Source organism: Paraburkholderia tropica (assembly GCF_900109265.1).
In the GTDB taxonomy this organism is placed as follows: Bacteria; Pseudomonadota; Gammaproteobacteria; order Burkholderiales; family Burkholderiaceae; genus Paraburkholderia; species Paraburkholderia tropica.
In genome coordinates, this window is the sequence record NZ_FNZM01000001.1 from 106111 (window position 1) to 128835 (window position 22725).

The following is a 22725-nucleotide window of genomic DNA, read 5'->3' on the forward strand; positions in this document are numbered from 1 at the left end:
CCGGGTTCAGCCAGTGTACGCCGCTCGGGGTGGGCGTGGGCAGACGTCGCGACAGCCTCCATCGCTTGCCGCATATCGGGCAATCCCTAAAGCGGCGTGGTCTGATGCCGTTAACTCGCGGATAACGCCAAAGACACCCGGCGCCGCGCGCAATCGCGGCGTCATCGACCTGCACCGTGCCCTGCTGGAGACCTGAGTGAGCAACATCAACGTATTCCTGCGCGAAAATCTCGCGGCCGTATCCGCCAAAAATCTTCACGTCGCGCCCAACATTCCCGAAAAGAAACTGAACAACGCCGTTAAGTCGTTCGACTATGCGGGCAGCGTCGCGCATGTCGTCGCGCTGTTCGACAACACGATGTTCGGCAGCGGGAAAGACGGTCTGCTCTTCACCGGCGAACAGCTCATCTATCGCCCCTCGTTCTCCGATCCCGTGAAGATCAACTACGCGATGATCGAGGCGGTCACTCACGAAGTCGAATTCACCGGCAGCAAGAACGACAAGAAGGTCGAGCGCGTCGATATCCGCCAGCAAGGTGGTGGCGTCGTCGCCCTCAAGGATCTGCTCGAATGCGACTACGCGGAACTCGCGCGCGTGTTGCAGGCCGCGACGCAATCGTTCGAGGACTTCACGGAAGAGGCCCAGTTCATTGCGATCAGCGAGATGAGCGAAGCGCTGAAGACGGCCTACGTGAAGATCATCGTCAACATGGCCTATGCAAACGATGGCACGATCGACCAGCACGAGTTCGCTGAAATCCTGATGCTGATGACGCGTCTCGATCTCGATTCCGATTCGCGCCTCGCGTTGCGCACCTATATGTCCGGCGCGGAATCGCTCGAGCCGGTTCAGGCACTGATCGGCGCGCTCGATGCAGCGGTTCCTGCGGGCCAGTTGCGCTCCGTGCACGTCTCGCTCGTCAAGGACCTGCTGAACGTGCATCTGAGCGTGGGCGGCAAGAGTCTCGCGGACTTCGGCTTCCTGCGCGAGCATCGCGCGTTGCTGCAAGTCTCCGACGAGGAGATCGACCTCGCGCTCGACGTGATCAACAACGACCGCGCGATGCTCAAGGACGATTGCACGGACGATCAGATCGTCGCGGCCATCAAGGTGATCTCGGCGAAGGCGGCCGCCGTGGGCACGCCGCTCGCCGCCGTCTATCTCTCTGGCTCGGTCATCGGCATGTCGGCGGCCGGCATGACCTCGGGTCTCGCCGCACTCGGCATGGGCGGCGTGCTCGGCATGTCGAGCATGGCAACGGGCATTGGCGTGGCGATTCTCATCGGCGTGGGCACCTATGCGGGCGTGCGCAAGCTCACGGGTGCCAACGAGCTCACGCGCGCCAAACGCCGCGAACTGATGCTCCACGAAATCATCAAGCAGACGCAACGCACGCTTTCGCTGCTGATCGAAGACATCAACTACCTGACGATCCGGCTCAACGGCCTGATCACCACGCAAGGCGTTCAGGACGAAAAGATTCGCAAGCTCACGATGCTGATGGCGCAAATGACCGCCGCCGGCACCGTGCTCGCAAGCCGCTCGGACGAAGTGCAAAGCAGCGCGACGAAGTTGCGTTGCGCGCAGTACCTGGACCTCGACAAACTGCGCACGCTCACGCGCGAACCGAGCAAGGCGGACTTCCTCGACTTCATCTCGGGCTATTACGAAGCACGCGATTTCCAGGTGGAAAAGGACGGCGAAAAGCAGACGGTTTCGCGCCTTGTCATCAAGAGCGGCGTCACGACGCGCGATCTCGAGAGCCTCGCGAAAGCGTTCGAAGTGGTGGGCTATTTCAATGTCGGCGACGTGCTCAAGGGGTCGGCGCTCGACGTCGCGGGCAAGGCCAAGGATCGCCTCACCGGCATGTTCTCGTGAAGCGGGCCGACTCGCTGGAAGCCGAGGCGCGAGCGATGCTCGCGCAACAGGATCAGGCCGCGCGCGCCGGCGCCAAGCTCGGCGAAATCGGTGCAACGCTCGACGCGTTGCAGCACGCGCAAAGTGCTGCAACGACGTCGCTCGACGACCTGATCGCGCAGGCCGAGCGCGCAATCGCCACCAATACGGCGCCGTCCGCAGCGGCGCATGTGCATGCCATCGTGCAATCGATCGAGATCGACATTGACGTGACCGGCACATCGCCCCATTCTTCGATCGCGCGTATCGACACGCTCGAATCGATTCGCGTCGATCGCGAGGCGAGCTGGGAAGCCTATATGGTGCAGGTCGAGTCGTATTGCGCGCGCCAGCGCGTGCAAGGCGTCGACTCGCCATTCCAGCAGCTGATGACGCCGTCGCAGCGCGTGGCATTCGAGCGCCGCGTCGAGCAGGACTTCGCGATCAGGAACGCACGCTGCGACAAGTACGATTACATGATTGCCGGCACCTGCGGGCTGATCGGCGGACTGATCGACATTCTGCTGGTGGGCGCGCCCGGCGAAGGCCTGCTCACGCGCGCCGCGGACGACTGGACCGACTCGGCGGTGCAAAAGTTCGCGCGGCTGGTGGGTTGGAAAGGCCCGAAGGAAGGCAGCGACCCGACGCACAGCGCTATCGGTTTTCTCGAAGGCAAATACAAGGTCAATTACGACCATCGTCACGGCGTGGATGTCGGCGGTGCGTTCAAGATGAGCACGAAGAACCACCACATCAAGAGTCTTGGACACTCGCCCGATCTGGTCGGATTGTTCTTCTCCATTCTCGATCAGTTTTGCAGCACCGCGCATTTCGTTTCCGACGGAAAGCTCATTTCCATCGACACGGATACGTTCGAATTGCGGGGCGGCACGTTCGCGGCGAAGCTGTTCGCCGGCTTTGCGAACTGGCTCGGCCATTTGTTTTCGGACGTCGCCGGGTCGTCGGGAGCGCAAGGCCGCGGCTCGGGCATTCCGATTCCGTTTTACTCGCTGCTGCAATTCGTGAACGTCGGCGAATTCGGCCAGCACCGGCAGACATTCGCCACCGTGGCGGTGCAGGTATTCGAACGCGGCTACGATATGCGGCACGGGATTGCCATGTCAATTCCGGTGATCGTCGCCGAACTCTTCACGCGGCTCGCCTGGACCGTCAAGCAGCGTTGCTATCACGAGCGTCCGTGGCGCGAATGCCTGCCGGTCTCGAACGCTCCTGAGTTGCGGCGCATGTTGCTGGTCGCGCACGGCACGCTATGCATCGTCGATGCCACCGATGCCGGTCTGCGCTCGGGCGGTGAAATGATCCAGTTCCTGCTGCGCAGCAATCTGATCGCCTGGGCGCGGTTCGGCTCGCTCGCGTTGCGCGAGGTGCTCGCGCTCGTTCGGGAAGGGCAACTGGATCATGCGGCTGTCGACGAATACCTCGACGCGGAATATCGGCGCATGCTCGTTGCGTAAACGCCGCGCGGCGCGCCGGTTGTAGAGCCGACGCGCCGCGACTCGCGCATTGCAGCCTCAATGCGCGAGAAAATCCACCACCATGCGATTGAACGCGTCCGCATGTTCCCATTGCGCCCAATGGCCGCAACGATTGAACACGTGCAGCTGCGCGTTCTGCATGCCCGCAAGCAGACGCAGCCCCGTATCCATCGGCACGAAGCGGTCGTCGCGGCCCCAGATCACCAGCGTGGGCGCGGCGATTTCGCCCAGACGCGGACCATAATCGTTGAACTGCTTCGGATTCGCCGCGAGGCTCTTCACGAAATTCTCGAGGTGATCGCGGCGCGCGAGCATATTGTCCAGACGCGCCTGCATCAGGTCCTCGGTCAGCGCGCTCGCATCGTAGACGAACACGTTCATCATGCGCTTGAGGTTCTCGATGGTCGGCTCGCGATACAGCCCTTGCAGCAGTTTGATGCCTTCGGTGGGCATCGGCGCAAAGTTGCTCGGACCGCCCGTGCCGCCGCCCATCAGCACGAGTTTGCCCACGCGCTGCGGATTGCCGAGCGCGAACGCCACCGCGCTATGGCCGCCCATCGAATTGCCGAGAATATGCACGCGCTCGATATCGAGCGCGTCGAGCAGGCCTTTAAGAATACGGCCATTGAGTTCCGAACGCGAGGTCGTGCAGACGATCGGATCGCTTTTGCTCCAGCCCGGGCAGTCCATCAGGATCACGCGATAGCCCGCCGCCACGAGGGGTTCGACATTGCGATTGAAGTTGGCCCAGCCGCTCGCGCCGGGGCCCGAGCCGTGCAGCATCACCACCGTTTCGCCGTTCGCGTTGTCGTTCGGCGCGCCGGTGTCGTTATAGTGAATCCGCAGCGTTTGATCGCCGTCTTTCACGTTCGCGAAGCGGCTCGTCGCGGTTTCCGTAATCGCTGATGCAGTTGCAGTCATGATGTTGTCCTTGCTGTAAAAGCTCGTCACGGAGAAAGCCATGCTTTCTCCGTTAAATTAGTTAGACACCCTGAATTTCAGGCGATTGCTTTTCCATCGACTCTCGCCGCGCGAATCCGCCCACCACGGTCAAGGCTGCGATCGCTGCGATCACGACGAGCGGAATGCTCGACGCCACCAGCATCGACGGGCTTTGTCCGATCGCGAACAATTGGCCGGCGACGAGCGGCCCGAGAATCGAGCCGAGCCGCCCCACCGCCACCGCCGCGCCCACGCCCGTGCCGCGCACTTCGGTCGGATACGCGTGGCCTGCGAGCGCGTAAAGCACCGACTGGCCACCCACGAGAAAGAGCCCGCAGAGCAGGCCGCCGCACGCCATCGCGGTCGCGCCGCCCGCGCTCGCGAGCGCCGCCAGCGCCACGGCGATCCCCACGTACATGCCGATCACCGTGCGCCGACGGCCGAAGCGGTCCATCACAGTCGCGATCGTCACCGCGCCAATGCCGCCGCCGATGTTGAACATCATCAGCACGATGTTCGATTGCACGCGCGTGAGGCCGCGCGCAAGCACCATCGAAGGCAGCCAGTTCATCAGGAAATACAGCACGATCAGCGTGCCGAGATAGCTGATCCATAGCGAGATCGTCGTGCGTGCGCGACCCGCGCGCCAGAGCGCTTCGCCGATACCCGGCACCTCGTCGCGCGCGGCGCTGGAGACGCGCGATGCACGCGCCGCCACGAATTGCTGCGACTCGCGCAGGAACGCGCCGAGCAGCGGCAACATCACGATCGGCCCGAGGCCGCCGACGTAAAACACGTCGCGCCAGCTCGTCGGGCTCGCGCCGAGCATGCCGATCAGCGCCGCAATCGCCGCGCCGAACGGCATGCCGCAGTACATCGCGCCCACCGCCGTGCTGCGCTGCTGCGGACCGGCCGCTTCCGAGCACAGCGCGATCAGGTTCGGCATGGCCGCGCCGAGTCCGAGCCCCGTCATCAGGCGCGCGATCAGCAGGCTTTCGAAGTTCCAGACCAGCGTGGTCGCGAGCGAGAACACGCCGAACAGCGCGACCGACACCATCAGCACACGCTTTCGGCCAAAGCGGTCCGCGAGCCGTCCACCGCACGCCGCGCCCGGCAGCAAGCCGATCGCGCCCGCACTGAACGCCCAGCCCATCTGCGCAACGCTCAGCGCGAACTCCTTCGCCATGCGCGGTCCCGCCACGCCCGCCGATTGCAGATCGAGTCCTTCGAGCAGCGCGATCGCAAGACACAGCCCGATCGTCACCTTGTTGCTCGCCGAACTGCCCATGCTTCCTCCAGCACCACCGATTCGCGACGTCATGTGAAAAGTCTCCAAAGTTGTCTTCAGCCGATCTTGTTCGCCGGCTATGGTTTGAATATCGAATCGCCCATCGCAACAACGCCGCGTATCGCTCGATGTCGATACGCGGCGTTGCATTACGGCTGACGCGCGGCGGCGCGCTGCTTCAGATCGAGCGCGACATCCACGATCATGTCCTCCTGTCCGCCCACCATTCGGCGCTTGCCCAGTTCGACGAGAATATCCACGGTTTTCAGGCCGTATTTCTTCGCCGCCACTTCCGAGTGACGCAGAAAACTCGAATACACGCCGGCATAACCGAGCGCGAGCGTTTCGCGGTCCACGCGCACCGGACGATCCTGCAACGGACGCACGATATCGTCGGCGGCGTCCATCAGCGTGTAGAGATCGGTGCCGTGATGCCAGCCCATGCGTTCGGCCGCGGCGACAAACACTTCGAGCGGCGCGTTACCCGCGCCGGCGCCCATGCCCGCCAGCGATGCATCGATGCGATCGCAGCCTTCTTCCACCGCGACGATCGAATTCGCCACGCCCAGCGAGAGATTGTGGTGCGCGTGCATGCCCGTTTGCGTTTCGGGTTTCAGCACCTGTTTGACGGCGCGAAAGCGATCACGCACGTCGTTCATCGTGAGCGCACCGCCCGAATCGACCACGTAAATACAGGTCGCGCCGTAGCTTTCCATCTTCTTCGCTTCGACGGCGAGATTGGCGGGCGTGGTCATATGGCTCATCATCAGAAAGCCGACCGTGTCCATGCCGAGTTCGCGCGCATATTCGATGTGCTGCTTCGAAATATCGGCTTCCGTGCAATGCGTGGCCACGCGCACGACGCGCGCGCCTGCCTCATAAGCAGCCTTCAAATCGTGAATCGTGCCGATGCCGGGCAACAGCAGCGTGGCGATCTTCGCGTGCTGCACCACGTCCGCGACGGCTTCGATCCATTCGAGATCGCTATGCGCGCCAAAGCCGTAGTTGAAGCTCGATCCTTGCAGACCGTCGCCGTGCGCGACTTCGATCGAATCGACTTTCGCCTTGTCGAGCGCGCGTGCAATGTCCTGCACGTTCTGAATCGAGTATTGATGACGAATGGCGTGACTGCCGTCGCGCAGCGTCACATCGGAGATATAGAGTTTCTTGCTCATCGCTTGTGCTCCTTACGCGCCTTGCACGCTCAGCAGCGTGTGCGCCATGCGCTCGGCGGTCGCGAGCGCGGCGGACGTCATGATGTCGAGATTGCCTGCGTAGGCGGGCAGATAATGGGCGGCGCCTTCCACTTCGAGAAACACCGAGGTTTTCAGGCCGCTGAATGTGCCGAGGCCGGGAATCGTCAACGGTGCGTTCGCCGGAATTTCGTCGAATTGCACTTTTTGTTTGAGCCGATAACCGGGCACGTAGGCGTTTACTTTCGCCACGGTGTCTTCAATCGATTTTTCAATCGCGTCCCGGTCGGCGAGTTCGGAAAGCGTGTAGACGGTATCGCGCATCATCACCGGCGGTTCCGCCGGATTCAGCACGATGATCGCCTTGCCTTTTGCCGCGCCGCCGACCACTTCAATCGCCTTCGAGGTGGTTTCGGTGAATTCATCGATATTCGCGCGCGTACCCGGCCCCGCCGATTTGCTGCTGATCGACGCGACAATTTCCGCGTAATGCACCTTCGCCACGCGCGAGACCGCCGCCACGACGGGAATGGTCGCCTGGCCGCCGCACGTGACCATATTCACGTTGGGCGCGTCGATCTGCGCATCGAGATTCACCACTGGCACGCAATATGGACCGATCGCGGCGGGCGTCAGATCGATCATGCGAATCGACGGCTTCAGCTTGCGCAACAACGCGTCGTTCTTCACATGCGCGCTCGCCGATGTTGCATCGAACACGAAGTCAACATCGTTGAAAACGGGCAGACGCGTAAGTCCTTCCGCACCTTCGTGCGTGGTCGCCACGCCGAGCCGCGCGGCGCGCGCGAGGCCATCGGAGTTCGGATCGATGCCGACCATCGCCGCCATCTCCAGATGCCGGCTGTTGCGCATGATCTTGATCATCAGGTCCGTGCCGATGTTGCCGGAGCCGATAATCGCTGCCTTGAGTTTTTCGGAAGCCATGTTAATTCCTGTTTCGGCCTGTCAATCAGGCAGTGAAAGTCGCGCGAACGCCGCCGAGGCCTTCGATCTGCGCGGTGTAGGTGCCGGGTTCCTTCACGGCGACCATCGGGCCGAGCGCGCCCGTGAGCACCACGTCGCCGGCGCGCAGCGGCGTGCCGAGCTGCACCATGCGATCGGCGAGCCACACGGCTGCGTTGAGCGGATTGCCGAGGCACGCGGCGCCGTTGCCGCGCGAGAGCACTTCGCCGTCGCGCGACAACTCCATCGCGCACGCCGTCAAGTCGATCTGCGCGAGCGGCACGGGGCGGCTGCCGACCACGAAACGCGCGCTCGATGCGTTGTCGGCGACCGTATCGACGAAGCGAATATCCCAATCACGAATCCGGCTATCGACGATTTCGATCGCCGCGAGTGCATACGCACTCGCATTCAGGATGTCGACGAAGGTGTGCTTTTCATGCGTGAGATCGCGTGCGAGCACGAGCGCGATTTCCGCTTCCACTTTCGGCTGGATCAGTTGCGCGAGCGAAATGGCTTCGCTGTCGCCGTGCGCCATGCTCGCGAACAGCGCGCCAAAATCGGGCTGATCCACGCCCAGCTGCTTTTGCACCGCGAGCGACGTGAGGCCGATCTTGCGGCCCACGATGCGCTCGCCGTTCTTCACACGCAGGTCCACGTTCGCCTGTTGCACGGCATAAGCCGTGGCGATGTCGTCGAGCGCGATCTCGCCGCGCACGGGCTCGACCACGTTGCGTGTACGCTCCGCTTCGCGCAGTTGCGCGGCGAGCGTCGCGATGCGATGCTGATCGGTCATGCAAACTCTCCTTGTTTCTATGAATCGCGATCGATTGCTTTGATCGTTTCGATCGGCGTCGATCAGGCCGCCGCACGCCATTCGCTTGCGGGCGACGCGTGCATGGCGGCGAAACCGGCGATCCACTCGGGAATCTCGCGGTAGTAATCGAGCGACGCGCGATAGTCGCCATACGCGGCGAGCGTGCCGAACGCGGCCACCCAGGTGCGGATCTCGTGCGCCGACTTGCCGCCGTCGCGCGTGATGGCGGCGTTGGTCATGCCGTCCACCGCGGTCAGCTCGCCCGATGCGAGCTGCGCGAGAAACGCCCGATCCCATTCTGGATTGAGCGGATGCAGCGGGCTGTCGCCTTGAGAAAACGCGCGCGCCGCCGCCACGGTGCGCGCCTGACGCGCCTCGCGCGATTCGGCCGAGGGATTGCGGCCCGCGATCAAACGCTCGGCCACTTCAGGCGTCGCGCCGATCAGTTCGGGCACCGGCGGCTCATGCGAGATGCCGCCGGAACCCACCACGAGTACGCGCCGATCCGTGCGCGACAGAAAACGGCCGATCGCATCGCCGAGCAGACGCGCGCGGCGCAGCGTCGCCATCGGCGGCGCGACGGAATTGATGAACACCGGAATCACCGGATAGCGATCGAGACCGCCCGTCAGCACTTCGAGCGCCTGCGCGCAACCGTGATCGACCTGCATGCGATACGAAAGCGCGACGTCGATATCGGCGGCCAGCACGTGCTCCGTGAGTTCATGCGCGAGCACCGACGGCACCGGCAAGTCGCCTGCGAGGCTCTTGAAATCGCCGATCGCCTGCGCCTTCGCGCCGATGCAGAACGGCGGCATCACATCGTAGAAAAAGCCGTTGAAGTGATCGGGCGCGAACACCACGATCAGATCGGGATTGAAGGCATCGACGCGCGCACGCGCCGCTCGACCCACGCGTTCGACTTCCTCGACCACGTCGGGACGCGGATCGAAGTAGCCGTGCAACGGCGTGTGCGAGAGACATTCGAGGTGAATGGGCATGGTCGTGAGGCTCCTGCTCAAGCTTCGGCGACGCGCGCGACGGCAACGTCGGCAAGCGCGGGGCGCGATATCGGTGCTGCGGCTCGCGCGTCGTTCACGGCGGCGGCGCTCATGCCGAGCTTGCCCGCAAGCTCGACGATGGCGTCCGAGACCTGCTGTGGCGCGCATACGCCCGCCACGAAACGATCGGGGCGCAGCAGCACGACCGACTCCGGCAGACGGCTGAACCAGTCCTTGAGGCGGCCCTGCACGTCGCCGATCGCGAGCACGTCGGGCGGCACGTCGTCGCCGTAGTCGAGTTGCACGTCCGGCTTCACGACCACGAAGCGCGCGCCCAGGCGCGCCCACAACGCACGCGCCTGCGGCGTGAGGCCGAAGGTCGGGTCCGCGCCCCAGGCGAGCAGCGCGAAACCGTTGCCGATCGCATCGTCCAGACGCACGACGCGGCCATCGGCCAGACGCACGCGCGGCTGCACGAACATGCGGCCCACCGGCGACGCGGCATGCGGATCGCGGCCATACGCAAGACGCCCGAGCAGCGAATCGCGCTTCTGGCTCATCAGTCCGAGCAGGCGACCGACCGGTCCGCTGCCTGCGCCTTCGAGCGTGCGCGCGAGCCAGCCGCCCTGCGCTTGCGGCGGCGGCAACAACACGACGCCCGCTTCGTATCGCGGCATCGGCTTGAAACGCATTTCGACGAAATAGCGCTTCACAGAAGGGAAAACGTTCATCGACTTCACGAACGCATCGCGAAAGCGCGCGCCGAAACGCGTGGTCGGCGCGAAGATATCGCCGGCGACTTCGGAGAGGTGAATCATCGAGCGTGCATGCGCGCGGCGCTCGACCGTATAGGTGTCGAGCAAACGGCCATCGGCGAGACCCTTTGCAACCATCGCGAGTTTCCAGCCGAGATTGTTCGCGTCGCGAATGCCGCTGTTGTAGCCCTGCCCTTGCCACACCGGCATGATGTGCGCCGCGTCGCCCGCGAGCAGCACGCGATCCACGCGAAACGTTTCGGCGAGCCGCGCATTGTGCGTATAGACGCGCTTGCGGATGTAGTCGACCTTGTCCGGGTCCGCGACCACCTTGCGGATCAGCGCGGCCATGTTGGCGGGCTGCGAAAGTTCTTCCTCGGTTTCGCCCGGCATCACCATGAATTCGAAACGGCGAATGCCGTGCGGCAGCGCCGCCGACACGTAAGGCCGCGTGTGATCGCAATGCATGTAGATGTGCGGCGAGCCGATCGGATCGTTGCGCACATCCACCACGATCCACTGATTCGGTTTCGTGCGGCCTTCGAACGGCACGTTCAGCGCGCGGCGCACGAAGCTGTTGCCGCCGTCCGCGCCCACCATGTACGCGGCGCGAATCGTGCGCTGCTCGCCGCTGGCGTCGCTCACGTCGATCGACACGCCTTGCGCGTCCTGCACGAAGCCATTCACGTCGTGGCCAAACAGCACGTCGACGTGCGCGAAGCGCGCGAGCCCTTCGTAAAGCACGCGATCCGCGAGCGGCTGAATAAAGGCATTGCGGCGCGGCCAGCCGAATTCGTCGGTGCGCGGTTCGATCGACGCGAAACAGTGGCCGTCTTTCGTCACGAAGCGCATCCAGTGATCGGGCGTGGTGTGCGGCGCGAGTCGATCGGCGAGACCGATCGACTGAAACACGCGCAATGCTTCGTCATCCAAACCAATTGCGCGCGGATAGTCGATAATCTGATCGAGCTTTTCGATGAGCGTGACGCGCACGCCTTGCAGACCGAGAATATTGGCGATCGTGAGGCCGACCGGACCCGCTCCGATGATGGCGACGTCGGTAACGTGCTGGCGCGGGCGGACGGAATCCACCTGATGAGGCGTGGTGTGCATGGTGTCTCCTGTTCGGATCGCGCGGGCGTTCGTGCGCCGCGTGCGATCCCATGCAGATCTGTCGCGCGGCTCGGCGGCCGCTGCGGGTGCTGACAGGTTTTGCCTGAAACGGATCACCGCCGTGGGCGTTTTGCCGCAGGCCGGTGAATGAAAGCGAGTCTAGGGGCGCGCCCACGCCCGCTCAACAATTTCGCAGAAATGTGCATAGAATGCACACAGTTGATTTAAAAGAGATTTTTTATGACGAAGTATGCAAACGTGCGAGGTCTCGCGCGCGGTCTGCAGGTGCTCCGGGCGCTCAACGCGATGGAGAACGGACGCGCGACGAGCCAGCAACTGAGCGAGGCCACGGGCCTGCATCGCACCACCGTGCGGCGTTTGCTGGAGACGCTGGTCGAAGAAAACTTCGTGCGGCGTAGCGCCTCCGACGACAGCTTCCGGCTCACGCTGAACGTGCGCGAGTTGAGCGAAGGCTTCACCGACGACGAACTGATCGCCACCGTCGCGCCGCCGATCATGGGCCAGCTGATGCAACGCATCGTGTGGCCGTCCGACCTCACGACGCCCGACGGCGACGCGATGATCGTGCGCGAGACCACGCATCGTTTCAGCCCGCTGTCGTTTCACCGCTCGATGGTCGGGCGCCGCTTGCCGCTGCTGCTCACGGCGGCGGGCCGCGTCTATCTGGCGATGTGTCCCGAGGCCGAACGCGAGGACATGCTCGATCTGTTGCGCGCGGGCGCGGGCGGCGAGCAGCAGCAGAAGCTCGCCTCGGACCCGGCCTTCATCCGCAATCTCGTCAAGCAGACGCGCGCGGACGGCTTCGGCTCGAATCACGGCGACTGGGCCGACCAGCGCAAGATCGGCGCCGTTGCGGTGGCGATCGAAGCGCATGGCCGCGTGCTCGCGAGCCTTAACGTGATTTATCTGGAGCAGGCCATGCAGCCGCAGGAAGCGGTGCGCCGGTTCGTGCCCGAGTTGCAGCGCGCGGCGAAGGAAATGGTGGAGGCGATGGAGCGGCAGGACGGCGAGGCGTGAACGCGCCCGCCCACGCGCTTTTCAATAATTTTCGCGATTTGTGAAAAGGGGGCTTGCGCACCTGCGAGAGTGTCTCTATAATTCGCGCTCTCTACAGGCTCGTAGCTCAGTTGGTTAGAGCACCACCTTGACATGGTGGGGGTCGTTGGTTCGAATCCAATCGAGCCTACCAACGAATATAGTGGTATCGCGTAGCGGCTTTATCATGCTTACGCAGTGAATATGGCGCATTCCCTCACGGGTCTGCGCCATTTTCTTTTGTGCCTTCATACGCGCACATCAGCACGCTATTCAGCACGCGCCAATCGGCGCATCACACTCGCCATTCAATCGAGTGCCTTGTCGTTCGGATGCGCGAACAGTTCCTTCATCTGCTGCGAAAGCGGATAGTCGAGATTCATGCCATTCGGCGGAATCGGCTGCGTGAACCATTTCGTATAGAGCTTCGCCATCTCGCCCGAGGTCTGCATCTTCGCGACGGTTTCGTCGACGAGCGCCTTGAATTGCGGATCGTCGCGACGCAGCATGCACGCGTAGTTTTCCGACACCGGCGGCGTGCCCGTCACCACATAATCCTGCGGACTCTTCGTCTTCGCGCGCTCGCCGTACAGCAGCGGCTCATCCATCACGAATGCGATTGCGCGGCCCGTCGTGACGTTGAGGAACGATTCGGCGTGGTCCTTCGCGCTGATGATCGTCATGTTCATATGCTTCTCTTCGTTCATCTTGCGCAGCATGCGCTCGTCGGACGTGCCCGCCGTGGTCGCCACCGTCTTGCCCGCGAGATCCGCGAAATCCTTCACGCCCGAATCCTTGCGCGTGATAAAGCGAATGCCGTACAGAAAAATGCTGTTCGAAAACGCGGCCTGATTCTGGCGTTCGAACGTATTCGTGGTCGAACCGCATTCGAGGTCGATCGTGCCGTTCTGCACAAGCGGAATGCGATTTTGCGAGGTGATGGGAATCGTGCGCACCTTGAGGTTCGGCGTGTCGGTTTTCTGCTTCACCGCTTCAACGATCTTCAGCGCGATTTCCTGCGAATAGCCAATCACGTTCTGATTCTGGTCGTAATACGAAAACGGAATCGACGACTCGCGCGTGCCAAGCACGATGACGCCCGTATCGTGCACTTTCTTGAGCGTGCCCGTGAGTTCTTCCGCTTGCGCCGCGCTCGCGAACAGCGTTGCCGCCAGTGCGCTTGCTCCAATCGCACCGATCACACCGACCACCCCGATTTTTCTCATGCCGATCATCGTCCTGTTCTCCCGACTGGTGTAGTGAAACAAATCGTTCAACGCGTCCAACGCGCCGGCACGAAGGCGTCGCCGTCGAGCGGCAGCGCGCGGTTCGCGAGCCGATCCGCCAGCAGTTGCGCGCTGCCGCACGCGAGCGTGAAGCCCAGCGCGCCATGCCCCGTGTTCATCCAGAGATTGCGAAAGCGTGTCGTGCCGATCAGCGGCTTGCTGTCCGGCGTGGCAGGCCGCATGCCCGTCCACGTTTGAATTGCGTCATAATCGCCGGCTTGCGGAAACGTCTCGCGCGCCTGACGCGTGAGCAACGCGATACGCTCGCGATCGGCGTGCGCGCTCATGCCCGTGAGATCGACCATGCCCGCAATGCGCAGACGTTCGCCGAGCGGCGCGTAGACCACCTTGTGATGCGCATCCGTGACCGACACGCGCGGCGCGCCGTGTTCGCGCGCGTCGGGCAACGTGAGGCTGTAGCCTTTGAGCGGATAAACCGGCACGCTCACGCCGAGCGAGGCCAGCATCGGCTGACTCTGGAAGCCGAGGCACATCACGAAGGCATCGGCTTCGATATCGCCTTGCGACGTGATGGCTGCCTGCACATTCGATTCATTGATACGGAGTCCGGATAATTCAGTCGCGAGTTGCAGTTGCACGCCGTCGCGCTGCGCGGCACGCGCCAGATGACGCGTGAAGCTGTCGCAATCGCCGGCTTCTTCACCGGGCGTATGAATGCCGCCTGCAATATCGCCGCCAATATGCGCGAGCGCCGGTTCCAGCGCCACGCACGCCGCGCCGTCGAGCGCGTGCTGTTCGCAGCCGAATTTCGCCTGATACTGCGCCTGGCGGCACGCGCCCTCAAAACCTTCGCGATCGCGAAACACAACAAGTTTTCCGTTGCGCACATAGTCGAAATCGAGCGATTCGCGCGCGACGATTTCGTGCATCAGACGCTGGCTCAGAAAGCCGAGACCAAGCAATTCCGCCGTGGTCTGCTGGCTGCGCGCACGCGTGCAGGCGCGCAGAAACTCCACGCACCAGCGCCACTGATGCGGATCGAGACGCGGCACGAAACGCAGCGCCGCATCGCGTGAAAACAGCCATTGCGGCAGCTTGGGCAGCACCGAGGGATCGGCGAGCGGCGCCACGTAGCTGTAGCTCAGCTGACCGCCGTTGGCGTGGCTGGTCTCCTGCGCCACGTCCGCGCGACGCTCGACGAGCGTCACCTGATGTCCATCGCGAGCAAGAAAATAGGCCGTCGTCACACCGATGACGCCGCCGCCCAACACGCAAATTCGCATAACCCGTTATTCAGTCCACTGGTTTTGACCGGGTCACGCGAGGCTTTCGCTGCCACGCTCGCGAGACCGACCACACCAGTCTTACCGGGCAAAAAACGGAACTCAATTGCGAATTGCGCGGGGGATATAACCTCAGGTTAAGTCCCGATGACGCGGCGCGCCCGGCGAATTCAGGCCAGCGCCGGCTCCGCACCCGCATGCCGTGCGCCTTCCAGGGCTGGCGCGCCCGGTTCGCCCCGGCGCGCGGCATGCCCTTGCGCAGCGCCGAGATTGAATACCGACACCGCCTCGCGCAGCGTGTTGGCCTGCGCTTCGAGCGACTGCGCGGCAGCCGCGGCCTCTTCCACGAGCGCCGCGTTGCGCTGCGTGACCTCGTCGATCTGCGCGACCGCGCGATTCACCTGCTCGATGCCGTCGCTCTGCTCGTGCGTCGCCGCCTCGATCTCGCCCATGATGCTGCTCACGCGCGCCACCGCGTCGCGCGCCGCGCCCATCGTGTGACGCGCTTCGTCGACGAGACGCGCGCCCGCGCCCACCGTCGCGACCGACGCCGTGATCAGCTCCTTGATCTCCTTGGCGGCCGTGCCCGAGCGCTGCGCGAGGCTGCGCACTTCGGCGGCGACCACCGCGAAGCCGCGCCCTTCCTCGCCCGCGCGCGCGGCTTCGACCGCCGCGTTCAGCGCGAGGATGTTGGTCTGGAACGCGATGCCTTCGATGATGCCGGTGATTTCCTCGACCTTGCGCGACGACGACGAGATGTCGTTCATCGTCTCGTTCACGCGCGCGACCACGTCCGCGCCGCGCGACACGGTGTCGAGCGCGCCTTGCGCAAGCCCGCTCGCCTCCTTCGCCGCCGACGTGTTCTGGCGCACCGCCGATGCCAGCTCCTCCAGGCTCGCCGCCGTCTCTTCGAGCGCCGCCGCCTGCTGCGACGTGCGGCTCGACAGATCGGCATTGCCCGACGCGATCTGATCCGCGCCCAGCGTGATCTCGTGCGTGCTGCCGCGTACGCGCGCGACGGTGCCCATCAGCCCTTCGCGCATCTGCGCGAGCGCGCCGAGCAACTGGCCCATTTCATTGTTCGAGCGCACGCGCACGTCCACGGTCAGATCGCCGGCCGCAATGCGCTGGAAGTGGCGAATCGCCTGATCGACAGGCTTCACGACGGCCGCCGCGAGCCCCTTTCGAGCGAACAGACCGAGCACGACGCCAATCACGGCAATCGCGCCGAACACGATGACCGACACCTGGAAGCGCTCGGCGGCGATCTCGCCGTCGCGCTGTTCGCGGGCGGTCTGCCATTGTTCGAGCGCGTCGATCGCTTTCGCGTAGATGGCGTAATAGCGGTCGGCCGTCTCGCCCTGGATGGTGCGGAAGGTGTTGAAGTCGTTGTCGACGAGCGCCTTGTACTCCGGCTCCAGCGCCTGCTCGACGAGCGCCGTACGCGCCTGCGCGACCGCTTTGGCGAGCCGTGCTTCTTCGTCGTCGGTGAAAGGGCCCGCGCTGTAGCCCGCGAAATCCTTGTTCGAATCGACGAGCACCTTGTGCGCCTGTTCGAGCAGGCCCTCCGTGGACTTGCCCACGCTGAACAGCGTCTCGTAGCCGCCCAGCGCGAGGCGCACCTGCAGAAGCCGCTCCGAACTCGTCTTGAGCGCGGCGAGCGACTGGGCGCTGCGCTGCGTATCGACGAGACTCTCGTTGGTCAATTTGAGGGCCCCGTACGCCACGCCGATCACCACCAGCAGAAAGGCGACGAATAGGCCAATGACGAGGGTAAGCCCGCCGCGAATAGTGATATTCCTGAGCATCTGGTCGGTCTCCTGGCTTTTTATCGCGGCGCGTGGCCGCCCGCGCAATCTCGCGCTTCGCAGGGACTAACGGCAGGTTTAATTCACTCCCTTATAGGGGATATCCATGAGGAAAGCGGAACATTCGCGACGTTCGTTTCAATTATTGGGAAATTCGTGGAATTACCACTCTAATTAAGCATTGGCGATGGCCGATGTGGCCGGCGCGTCGTCCGGCCACGCGCAAGAGCAGGCATTGCGGTAAATGGTGTTTTACCTGCCGGGCAATAATCACCCAGGCATGCTCAATGTATTTTCTAGCGATCTTTTTCCGCCCTTCCAAATGGGCTTTCTTTTGCAATTGATCGCAGCAAACGTTTCCTTTTATCGAAATTTCTCTAAATCTCGATTTGTTTAAAACATGCCTGAATTCATTGACACGAATTCAGACACCAGCACTGGGCTTTATCGACTTTTAACGCCCCTCAAGAATGACAACTCGCCGCCGATATCCCGACGGTATTCCGTCCGACTGGCTTCATCGTAATTCGGACGTTGCCTGACTAAAGCAGGCTTTTATTGACCCGGATTGCGTTCCGATATGACAACATTAGAACCCGTCGCGGCTTTATCGAGCCGCACCGCGCTTTCCACGGAGACATCGGCACCGAGTTCGCGCGAATTGCGCGAGCGGCGTCTCGACGAACTGCTCGAAAGCTGCAAACAGCAAACGCTGCAACAGATCATCGGTCCGTTCGGCCTCACGCCCGCCATGTTCGACGACAAGACCGGCGGCAATGTCACCACGCTGCGCAATTTCGAACAAGGCATTACGGCGACGCAAAACGATGCCGCGGCCTATACGGAATGGCACGACAAGCAGTCGAATCCCATCGACCGCACGGCGTACGGCAAGACGTTTCCCGCAAAGCGCAAGGCGATGTTCCAGAATGACGAGCCCATCATCAGCGCTTATACGGGCAAGGAACTGCCGCGCGATGGACGCACGCATCTCGATCATGTGAATTCGGTCAAAAGCATCGAGATCGACCCTCGCGCCAATCTCTTCATGAACGAAGCGCAGCGCGTGGAGATGGCGAATGCGCCGGAGAATCTCGTTCCGGCCGAGCACGATATCAATCAGTCGATGCAGGACAAGGTCAAGCTCGACTGGGCGAATGCGGAGCGCAAGAAAACGCCCGGGCAAACCAACGCGGAGTCGTTCGGCGTCGACGTGGAATTGCTCAAGAGAACGCAGGATAAAGCCGATCGTCATCGCAAGATCGAAACGCTCAAGGCTCAGGCAAAGAAGCAAGGCGCGGAACTCGCCTCCACCTGCGCCACGGAAGCGGGCAAGAACGCACTGCGCCAGGCGATGGGCGTGCTGCTGCACGAGTTCGTCAACAGCAGCTATGTGGAAGTCGCCACGCTCGTGCGCACGCCGGCGCCCACGGAGAATCTCGTCGACCGCGTGACCGAGGCGCTCAAGCGCACGCTCGATCGCGTCACGGCGAAGCTCGGGCATGCGTTCGACGCGCTCATCGAAGGCGGCGTTCAAGGCGCGGTGAGCAATCTGCTCACGTTCATCATCAACAATGTCGTCACGACGTCGGCGAAGATCGTCACGGTCATCCGTGAAAGTTTCAAGGGACTCTGGCAGGCCATCAAGATCGTCTGCTTCCCGCCCAAGGGTCTCTCGGCGATGGACGCCGCGCGCCAGGCCACGAAGATCATTGCGGGCGTGATCACGACCAGCGTCGGGCTTCTGTTCGAGCAGTCCATCAAGGGCTTTCTGGTCAGCATTCCCTTTCTCGCGCCGCTGGCCGCTTATGTCGCGCCCGTCATCACCGGCATTCTGACCGGGCTAATGACCGCGTTGACGGTCTATGCGATCGACCGCCTGTTCGACTGGCTGTCGCAAACCGGCACCGAACATCTCGAAGCGCAGATCGACACGCTCGAAGCCGATGCGGCGCTCGGCGAGCGTCTTGCGACCTTCATCGAGCAGCAGTATCAGCACTCGCAGCGCTACCAGGAAATGCTCGCCTGTTACGAGGCAATGGCCGAAGACCTGGAAAAAGCCGAACACCACTTGCTGGCTGCCGTGGATACGGCCGCCGCCACCGTCGAGATCGGTGCCAGCACGCACAAGGCGCTTGGCACCGGCCTCGCAAACATGAAGCAGATGGACGACGAACTCGAGCGCCTGCTCGCAGACTATTGCACCAAACCTTGAAACCATGAACGACCTGATCCAGGACATTGCCAAGATTGAAGTCCCGCACGATCTGCTTTCGCAGATCGACGTGAACGACGTGCTCTTGAAGTTCCGCAACAACTTCAAGCGGCTCGACGAACTGAAGCGCGCGCGTAACGAACATGAGCAGCGCAACGCGCTCATGCGCTGGTGGCACAACGACAAGCTGAAGGACGCGCAACTCGATGCGCAGGAGTTGCAGGCCGAGTTCTCCAAGAGCCTCGCGCAACTGATGGTCATCAGCATGATGCAGTCGCAGAAGCTCGCGCATCAGCAAGATCAGATCGGCTCGCAGCAACGCGACCTCAAGCGTCAGACCGAACGCCTCGAATCGCATACAGTGCAGCTCGATCAGCAGCAACAGAAGCTGCATATTCAGGCTGTCGAACTGAAAAATCTGATCAACGATTTCTTCGAGCTGCGCGGTTTGACGCAAGAAGGTGCGAAGCAACTTATCGCCATCGCGTCGGAGGTGAAAGGCACGCGCAACGAGCTGATTCAATCGGTGCAGGCAACCGCCGCCAGCATGCGCGACGACCACGCCGCGCTCGAACAGTTCGTGAAGGACGTGGCGGCTTCGCTCAGCGCGTCGGTGATGGAGAAAACCGGGCAATTGAGCCAGCAGGTTGACGCGCAGTGCGCCGCATTGACGAGCCGTCTCGAAACCGCGCAAGCGCACGGCGCCGCGCGTCTCGACGAGATCGCCGCAACGCTCGGCGGCCATATGAGCCATACGCAGGCGCAGGGCGAAGCGCTCGTGGCGCGCATCGAAGCGACGGACGGTCGTCACGCGCAAGCGCAACTCGCCATCGACGCTCTGAGCGCGCGCCAGCAAGCGATGAATGCGGGTATCGAGGCGAACGGCACGCGTATCGGCGTGCATGCCGATTCGATCGCCCAACTCAAATCGGAACTCGACGCGAGCAAAAAGCAGTCGCATGAATTGAAGGCGCAACTGGAACAAGCCGAAAACACGGCCAATCTGAATGCGGCGAAATTCAACGATGCGAACGTGCGTGTCCAGCGTCTCGCGCGAATCAGCGCGGCATGCTCGGTTGTCGCGCTGGTGGGCGTCGTGGTCAGTCTCGCCAACGCGGCACACTGGATTCACTTCTAGAATCGGTTAGCGAGCGAGCGCGCCTGCGCCATGCCCGCTCCTCGCGGGAAGGCGGCAAGCGTGCTCGCGTTGCGGCATCTCGCTGCGCTTTGCGCTTCAACTCCCCGGATCAAGCAGGTTCGACGAGAAGTCACACGACTGCGCCGCGAGCCGCGCCACCGCGGCGCTCAACGAATGCGCCCGCTCCGCGCGATGCATCGCGACGTATTTAACCGGCGGCAACTCGGGCCGCGTCGGGACAACCACTAGCGCGCGCCGCTTGAGCATGCGTGCAAGACACGCCCGCGGCAAATAACTGACGCCCAGCCCCGAAAGCGTGAGCCCGATTTGCGCGATCAGGCTGTTGCTCGCGAGCACCTTCTGCAAGGCCACGCCTTGCTCTTCCAGAAACCGGCTATACACATACCCGGTGCCCGACAATCCGCCCTGCAGAATCAGCGGATATTTCGCGATCTCCGCGAGCGCGATCGCACGCTTGCCCGGCGCGAGGCTCGCCGCGCACATCCACGCGTTCTGCACCTCGCCCACGAGCGTCGACGCATACGGCTCGACCTCATGCGTCTGCGGCACGATGATGACGTCCACCGTCGCCGCCGCCAGCCGTTCGCGCAGGGTCGCGTTGAGATCCACCTCCGCTTCGACCTTCACCTTCGGATACTCGGCCTGAATCGCCCCGATCAAACGCGGCAGCCAGGTCAGCGCCGTGAGTTCCGTGACGCCGATGCGAATCTGCCGAACCAGCGCTTCTTTCGAGCTCATGCGCTCGACAATCTGATCGCGCCGCTCCAGCAATTCCTTCGCGTGCTCGAAGAATTCCGTGCCCTTCTCCGTGAGACGCGCGCTGCGATTCGCGCGGTCGAACACGGCCACGTCGAATGCGCGTTCGAGTTCCTGCACGCGCTTCGAAATCGCCGATTGCGTGGTGTTCAGGCGCGTGGCCGCCGCCTCGAAGGAGCCAAGCTGAACGATCCAGTACAAGGCTTCCATTTGTTTGAACGTCAGCATGGCCCGAATTTCACATCACTAAAAGTGATAGTTTCTCATAGAAAAAAATCGCTTTTTTAGTTCATTTTGGCTGGTTAATTTTTCTCTCGACGAGTCCCGGACGAGGCTCGGTTTATCCAAATCAATCGATACGTGTCTGGAGAACGCATGGAATCCGTCATGGAAACACCTCAACCCGAGCGCGCGGCGCGCAAGCCGCGCGTCGGGCTCGCGTGGCAAATCGTTATCGGGCTTATCGTCGGTATTGCGGTGGGGCTGGTGCTCAACCGTCTGCCCGGCTCGCGCGAATCGGTCATCAACGGCTTTCTGCAACCGGCCGGCGACATCTTTATCCGTCTGATCAAAATGGTTGTCGTGCCGATCGTGTTTACGAGCATGGTGATGGGCATCGCGGGGGTCGGCGACGGGCGTTCGCTCGGGCGTATCGGCCTGAAAACGCTGATCTATTTCGAAGTCGTCACGACCATTGCGATCGTGCTGGGCCTCGTGCTCGGCAACGTGCTGCATCCGGGACTCGGCACCGATCTGTCCCAGCTCGGCCACACCGATATCTCGCGCTATCAGCAGACCACGCAGCAGACGCAGGGCCATCACGGCTTCATGGCGCTGTTGCTGAGCATCATTCCCGACAACATCGTCATGGCGATGGGTCGCGGCGATCTGTTGCCGGTCATTTTCTTTTCCGTGCTGTTCGGTCTCGGCCTGCAAACCGTGCCCGCCGAATATCGCCAGCCCGTGCTGGCTATGTTCAAAGGCATGAGCGATGCGATGTTCAAGGTCACCGGCATGGTGATGCGTTACGCGCCGTTCGGCGTGTGCGCGCTGATCGCGGTCACGGTGGCGAGTTTCGGCTTTGGCTCGCTGCTGCCGCTTATTAAACTCGTTGCGGTGACGTATCTCGCGATCATTCTGTTTGCAGTGTTCGTGCTCGGCCTGGCGGCGCGGCTGTTTGGTTTCAGTATCTTCACGCTGCTGCGCGTCATCAAGGACGAATTGATCATTGCGTTCTCCACCTGCAGTTCGGCAACGGTCCTGCCGCAATTGATGAAAAAGATGGAGGACTACGGCGTGCCGAAAAGCATCACGACGTTCGTGGTTCCCACGGGTTACACGTTCAATCTCGACGGCGCATCGATTTACCTCGGCATCGGCACGCTGTTCGTTGCGCAGCTTTATGGCGTTCACCTCGGCCTGCAAGAACAGATCGTGCTCGTCCTGACGATGGTGGTGACGTCGAAAGGCGCGGCCGGTGTGCCCGGCTTCATGTTCGTCATTTTGCTGACCACGCTCGCGAGCGCCGGATTGCCGCTCGAAGGGCTCGCCTTTATCGCGGGCGTCGACCGGATCATGGATATGGGACGCACGGCGCTCAATGTCGTGGGCAATGCGCTCGCACCGCTCATCATCGCAAAGTGGGAAGGCCAGTACGACGCGGAAAAAGGCAAAGCCTATGTCGCGTCGCTGGACGTATGAGATTCAAAAAGAACCGATCAGTCAGGAACAGCAAT

At 62.6% G+C, this 22725-nt stretch carries 17 protein-coding genes and 1 tRNA gene; 7 read left to right on the forward strand and 11 right to left on the reverse strand.

Translation table 11 applies throughout. The features are described 5' to 3' along the window. Positions 1-196 precede the first annotated feature (196 nt). Both BMY06_RS00440 and BMY06_RS00445 read left to right on the forward strand, forming a co-directional pair. Entirely contained in the window at positions 197-1879 is a 1683-nt protein-coding gene (locus BMY06_RS00440; RefSeq protein ID WP_074981024.1) for a hypothetical protein, read from the forward strand. Beyond that, positions 1876-3372, forward strand: a complete 1497-nt coding sequence (locus BMY06_RS00445) for a hypothetical protein (protein WP_202035001.1) — start codon at positions 1876-1878, stop codon at positions 3370-3372. Before BMY06_RS00440 ends, BMY06_RS00445 begins: the two co-directional genes overlap by 4 nt. A 57-nt stretch (positions 3373-3429) precedes the next feature. On the opposite strand, the gene BMY06_RS00450 is transcribed toward BMY06_RS00445, so the two are convergent. The 7 genes from BMY06_RS00450 to BMY06_RS00480 all read right to left on the reverse strand — a co-directional run bounded on the left by BMY06_RS00450 (position 3430) and on the right by BMY06_RS00480 (position 11465). Next, positions 3430-4314, reverse strand: coding sequence for an alpha/beta fold hydrolase (locus tag BMY06_RS00450; RefSeq protein ID WP_074981365.1), 885 nt, complete (start codon positions 4312-4314; stop codon positions 3430-3432). A gap of 61 nt (positions 4315-4375) precedes the next feature. After that, on the reverse strand, positions 4376-5623 hold the full coding sequence (gene mhpT / locus BMY06_RS00455) for a 3-(3-hydroxy-phenyl)propionate transporter MhpT (protein WP_244174693.1): 1248 nt from the start codon (positions 5621-5623) through the stop codon (positions 4376-4378). Between the two features lie 149 nt (positions 5624-5772). After that, on the reverse strand, positions 5773-6798 hold the full coding sequence (dmpG, locus tag BMY06_RS00460; protein WP_074981028.1) for a 4-hydroxy-2-oxovalerate aldolase: 1026 nt from the start codon (positions 6796-6798) through the stop codon (positions 5773-5775). 12 nt (positions 6799-6810) lie between these two features. Then, positions 6811-7761: an acetaldehyde dehydrogenase (acetylating) gene (locus BMY06_RS00465; protein WP_074981030.1), complete on the reverse strand. Its 951-nt coding sequence runs from the start codon at positions 7759-7761 to the stop codon at positions 6811-6813. A 25-nt stretch (positions 7762-7786) separates the two neighbouring features. After that, a complete protein-coding gene (gene mhpD, locus BMY06_RS00470) occupies positions 7787-8575 on the reverse strand; it encodes a 2-keto-4-pentenoate hydratase (RefSeq protein WP_065064299.1) in 789 nt (262 codons plus the stop codon). A 62-nt stretch (positions 8576-8637) separates the two neighbouring features. Continuing rightward, on the reverse strand, positions 8638-9597 hold the full coding sequence (locus BMY06_RS00475; RefSeq protein WP_065064301.1) for a 3-carboxyethylcatechol 2,3-dioxygenase: 960 nt from the start codon (positions 9595-9597) through the stop codon (positions 8638-8640). A 17-nt stretch (positions 9598-9614) separates the two neighbouring features. After that, complete coding sequence (locus BMY06_RS00480; protein WP_074981032.1) at positions 9615-11465, reverse strand: bifunctional 3-(3-hydroxy-phenyl)propionate/3-hydroxycinnamic acid hydroxylase; 1851 nt, start codon at positions 11463-11465, stop codon at positions 9615-9617. 240 nt (positions 11466-11705) lie between these two features. Between BMY06_RS00480 and BMY06_RS00485 the strand changes: the two genes are divergently transcribed. Next, the gene (locus BMY06_RS00485; protein WP_074981034.1) at positions 11706-12503 is read left to right on the forward strand and encodes a DNA-binding transcriptional regulator; all 798 of its coding nucleotides are present in this window, start codon (positions 11706-11708) and stop codon (positions 12501-12503) included. 95 nt (positions 12504-12598) lie between these two features. Further along, positions 12599-12675, forward strand: a tRNA-Val gene (locus tag BMY06_RS00490). 154 nt (positions 12676-12829) lie between these two features. Here the strand turns inward: BMY06_RS00490 and BMY06_RS00495 are convergent. From BMY06_RS00495 to BMY06_RS00505, 3 genes are all read right to left on the reverse strand, one after another. Beyond that, on the reverse strand, positions 12830-13747 hold the full coding sequence (locus BMY06_RS00495) for a glutamate/aspartate ABC transporter substrate-binding protein (protein ID WP_065064439.1): 918 nt from the start codon (positions 13745-13747) through the stop codon (positions 12830-12832). A 47-nt stretch (positions 13748-13794) separates the two neighbouring features. Then, positions 13795-15051 (reverse strand): D-amino acid dehydrogenase, encoded by a 1257-nt coding sequence (locus BMY06_RS00500; protein ID WP_074981036.1) that lies wholly within the window; start codon positions 15049-15051, stop codon positions 13795-13797. 170 nt (positions 15052-15221) lie between these two features. Continuing rightward, entirely contained in the window at positions 15222-16859 is a 1638-nt protein-coding gene (locus BMY06_RS00505) for a methyl-accepting chemotaxis protein (RefSeq protein WP_074981038.1), read from the reverse strand. A 580-nt stretch (positions 16860-17439) separates the two neighbouring features. Here BMY06_RS00505 and BMY06_RS00510 point away from each other — a divergent pair. Together BMY06_RS00510 and BMY06_RS00515 are read left to right on the forward strand one after the other, a co-directional pair. Beyond that, on the forward strand, positions 17440-19074 hold the full coding sequence (locus tag BMY06_RS00510; protein WP_124263089.1) for a hypothetical protein: 1635 nt from the start codon (positions 17440-17442) through the stop codon (positions 19072-19074). Between the two features lie 4 nt (positions 19075-19078). Further along, on the forward strand, positions 19079-20212 hold the full coding sequence (locus BMY06_RS00515; RefSeq protein WP_065064313.1) for a coiled-coil domain-containing protein: 1134 nt from the start codon (positions 19079-19081) through the stop codon (positions 20210-20212). A 96-nt stretch (positions 20213-20308) separates the two neighbouring features. Here the strand turns inward: BMY06_RS00515 and BMY06_RS00520 are convergent, their stop codons facing one another. Next, complete coding sequence (locus BMY06_RS00520; RefSeq protein ID WP_065064315.1) at positions 20309-21217, reverse strand: LysR family transcriptional regulator; 909 nt, start codon at positions 21215-21217, stop codon at positions 20309-20311. Positions 21218-21364: 147 nt separating this feature from the next. Between BMY06_RS00520 and gltP the strand changes: the two genes are divergently transcribed. Beyond that, complete coding sequence (gene gltP, locus BMY06_RS00525; protein WP_074981042.1) at positions 21365-22690, forward strand: glutamate/aspartate:proton symporter GltP; 1326 nt, start codon at positions 21365-21367, stop codon at positions 22688-22690. Positions 22691-22725: the final 35 nt, after the last annotated feature.

Coding starts and splice junctions, on each gene's coding strand:
- BMY06_RS00450 (WP_074981365.1), bottom strand. CDS start 4,314: ATGACTGCAACTGCATCAGCGATTACGGAAACCGCGACGAGCCGCTTC.
- mhpT (WP_244174693.1), bottom strand. CDS start 5,623: ATGGGCAGTTCGGCGAGCAACAAGGTGACGATCGGGCTGTGTCTTGCG.
- dmpG (WP_074981028.1), bottom strand. CDS start 6,798: ATGAGCAAGAAACTCTATATCTCCGATGTGACGCTGCGCGACGGCAGT.
- BMY06_RS00465 (WP_074981030.1), bottom strand. CDS start 7,761: ATGGCTTCCGAAAAACTCAAGGCAGCGATTATCGGCTCCGGCAACATC.
- mhpD (WP_065064299.1), bottom strand. CDS start 8,575: ATGACCGATCAGCATCGCATCGCGACGCTCGCCGCGCAACTGCGCGAA.
- BMY06_RS00475 (WP_065064301.1), bottom strand. CDS start 9,597: ATGCCCATTCACCTCGAATGTCTCTCGCACACGCCGTTGCACGGCTAC.
- BMY06_RS00480 (WP_074981032.1), bottom strand. CDS start 11,465: ATGCACACCACGCCTCATCAGGTGGATTCCGTCCGCCCGCGCCAGCAC.
- BMY06_RS00485 (WP_074981034.1), top strand. CDS start 11,706: ATGACGAAGTATGCAAACGTGCGAGGTCTCGCGCGCGGTCTGCAGGTG.
- BMY06_RS00495 (WP_065064439.1), bottom strand. CDS start 13,747: ATGAGAAAAATCGGGGTGGTCGGTGTGATCGGTGCGATTGGAGCAAGC.
- BMY06_RS00500 (WP_074981036.1), bottom strand. CDS start 15,051: ATGCGAATTTGCGTGTTGGGCGGCGGCGTCATCGGTGTGACGACGGCC.
- BMY06_RS00505 (WP_074981038.1), bottom strand. CDS start 16,859: ATGCTCAGGAATATCACTATTCGCGGCGGGCTTACCCTCGTCATTGGC.
- BMY06_RS00510 (WP_124263089.1), top strand. CDS start 17,440: ATGACAACATTAGAACCCGTCGCGGCTTTATCGAGCCGCACCGCGCTT.
- BMY06_RS00515 (WP_065064313.1), top strand. CDS start 19,079: ATGAACGACCTGATCCAGGACATTGCCAAGATTGAAGTCCCGCACGAT.
- BMY06_RS00520 (WP_065064315.1), bottom strand. CDS start 21,217: ATGCTGACGTTCAAACAAATGGAAGCCTTGTACTGGATCGTTCAGCTT.
- gltP (WP_074981042.1), top strand. CDS start 21,365: ATGGAATCCGTCATGGAAACACCTCAACCCGAGCGCGCGGCGCGCAAG.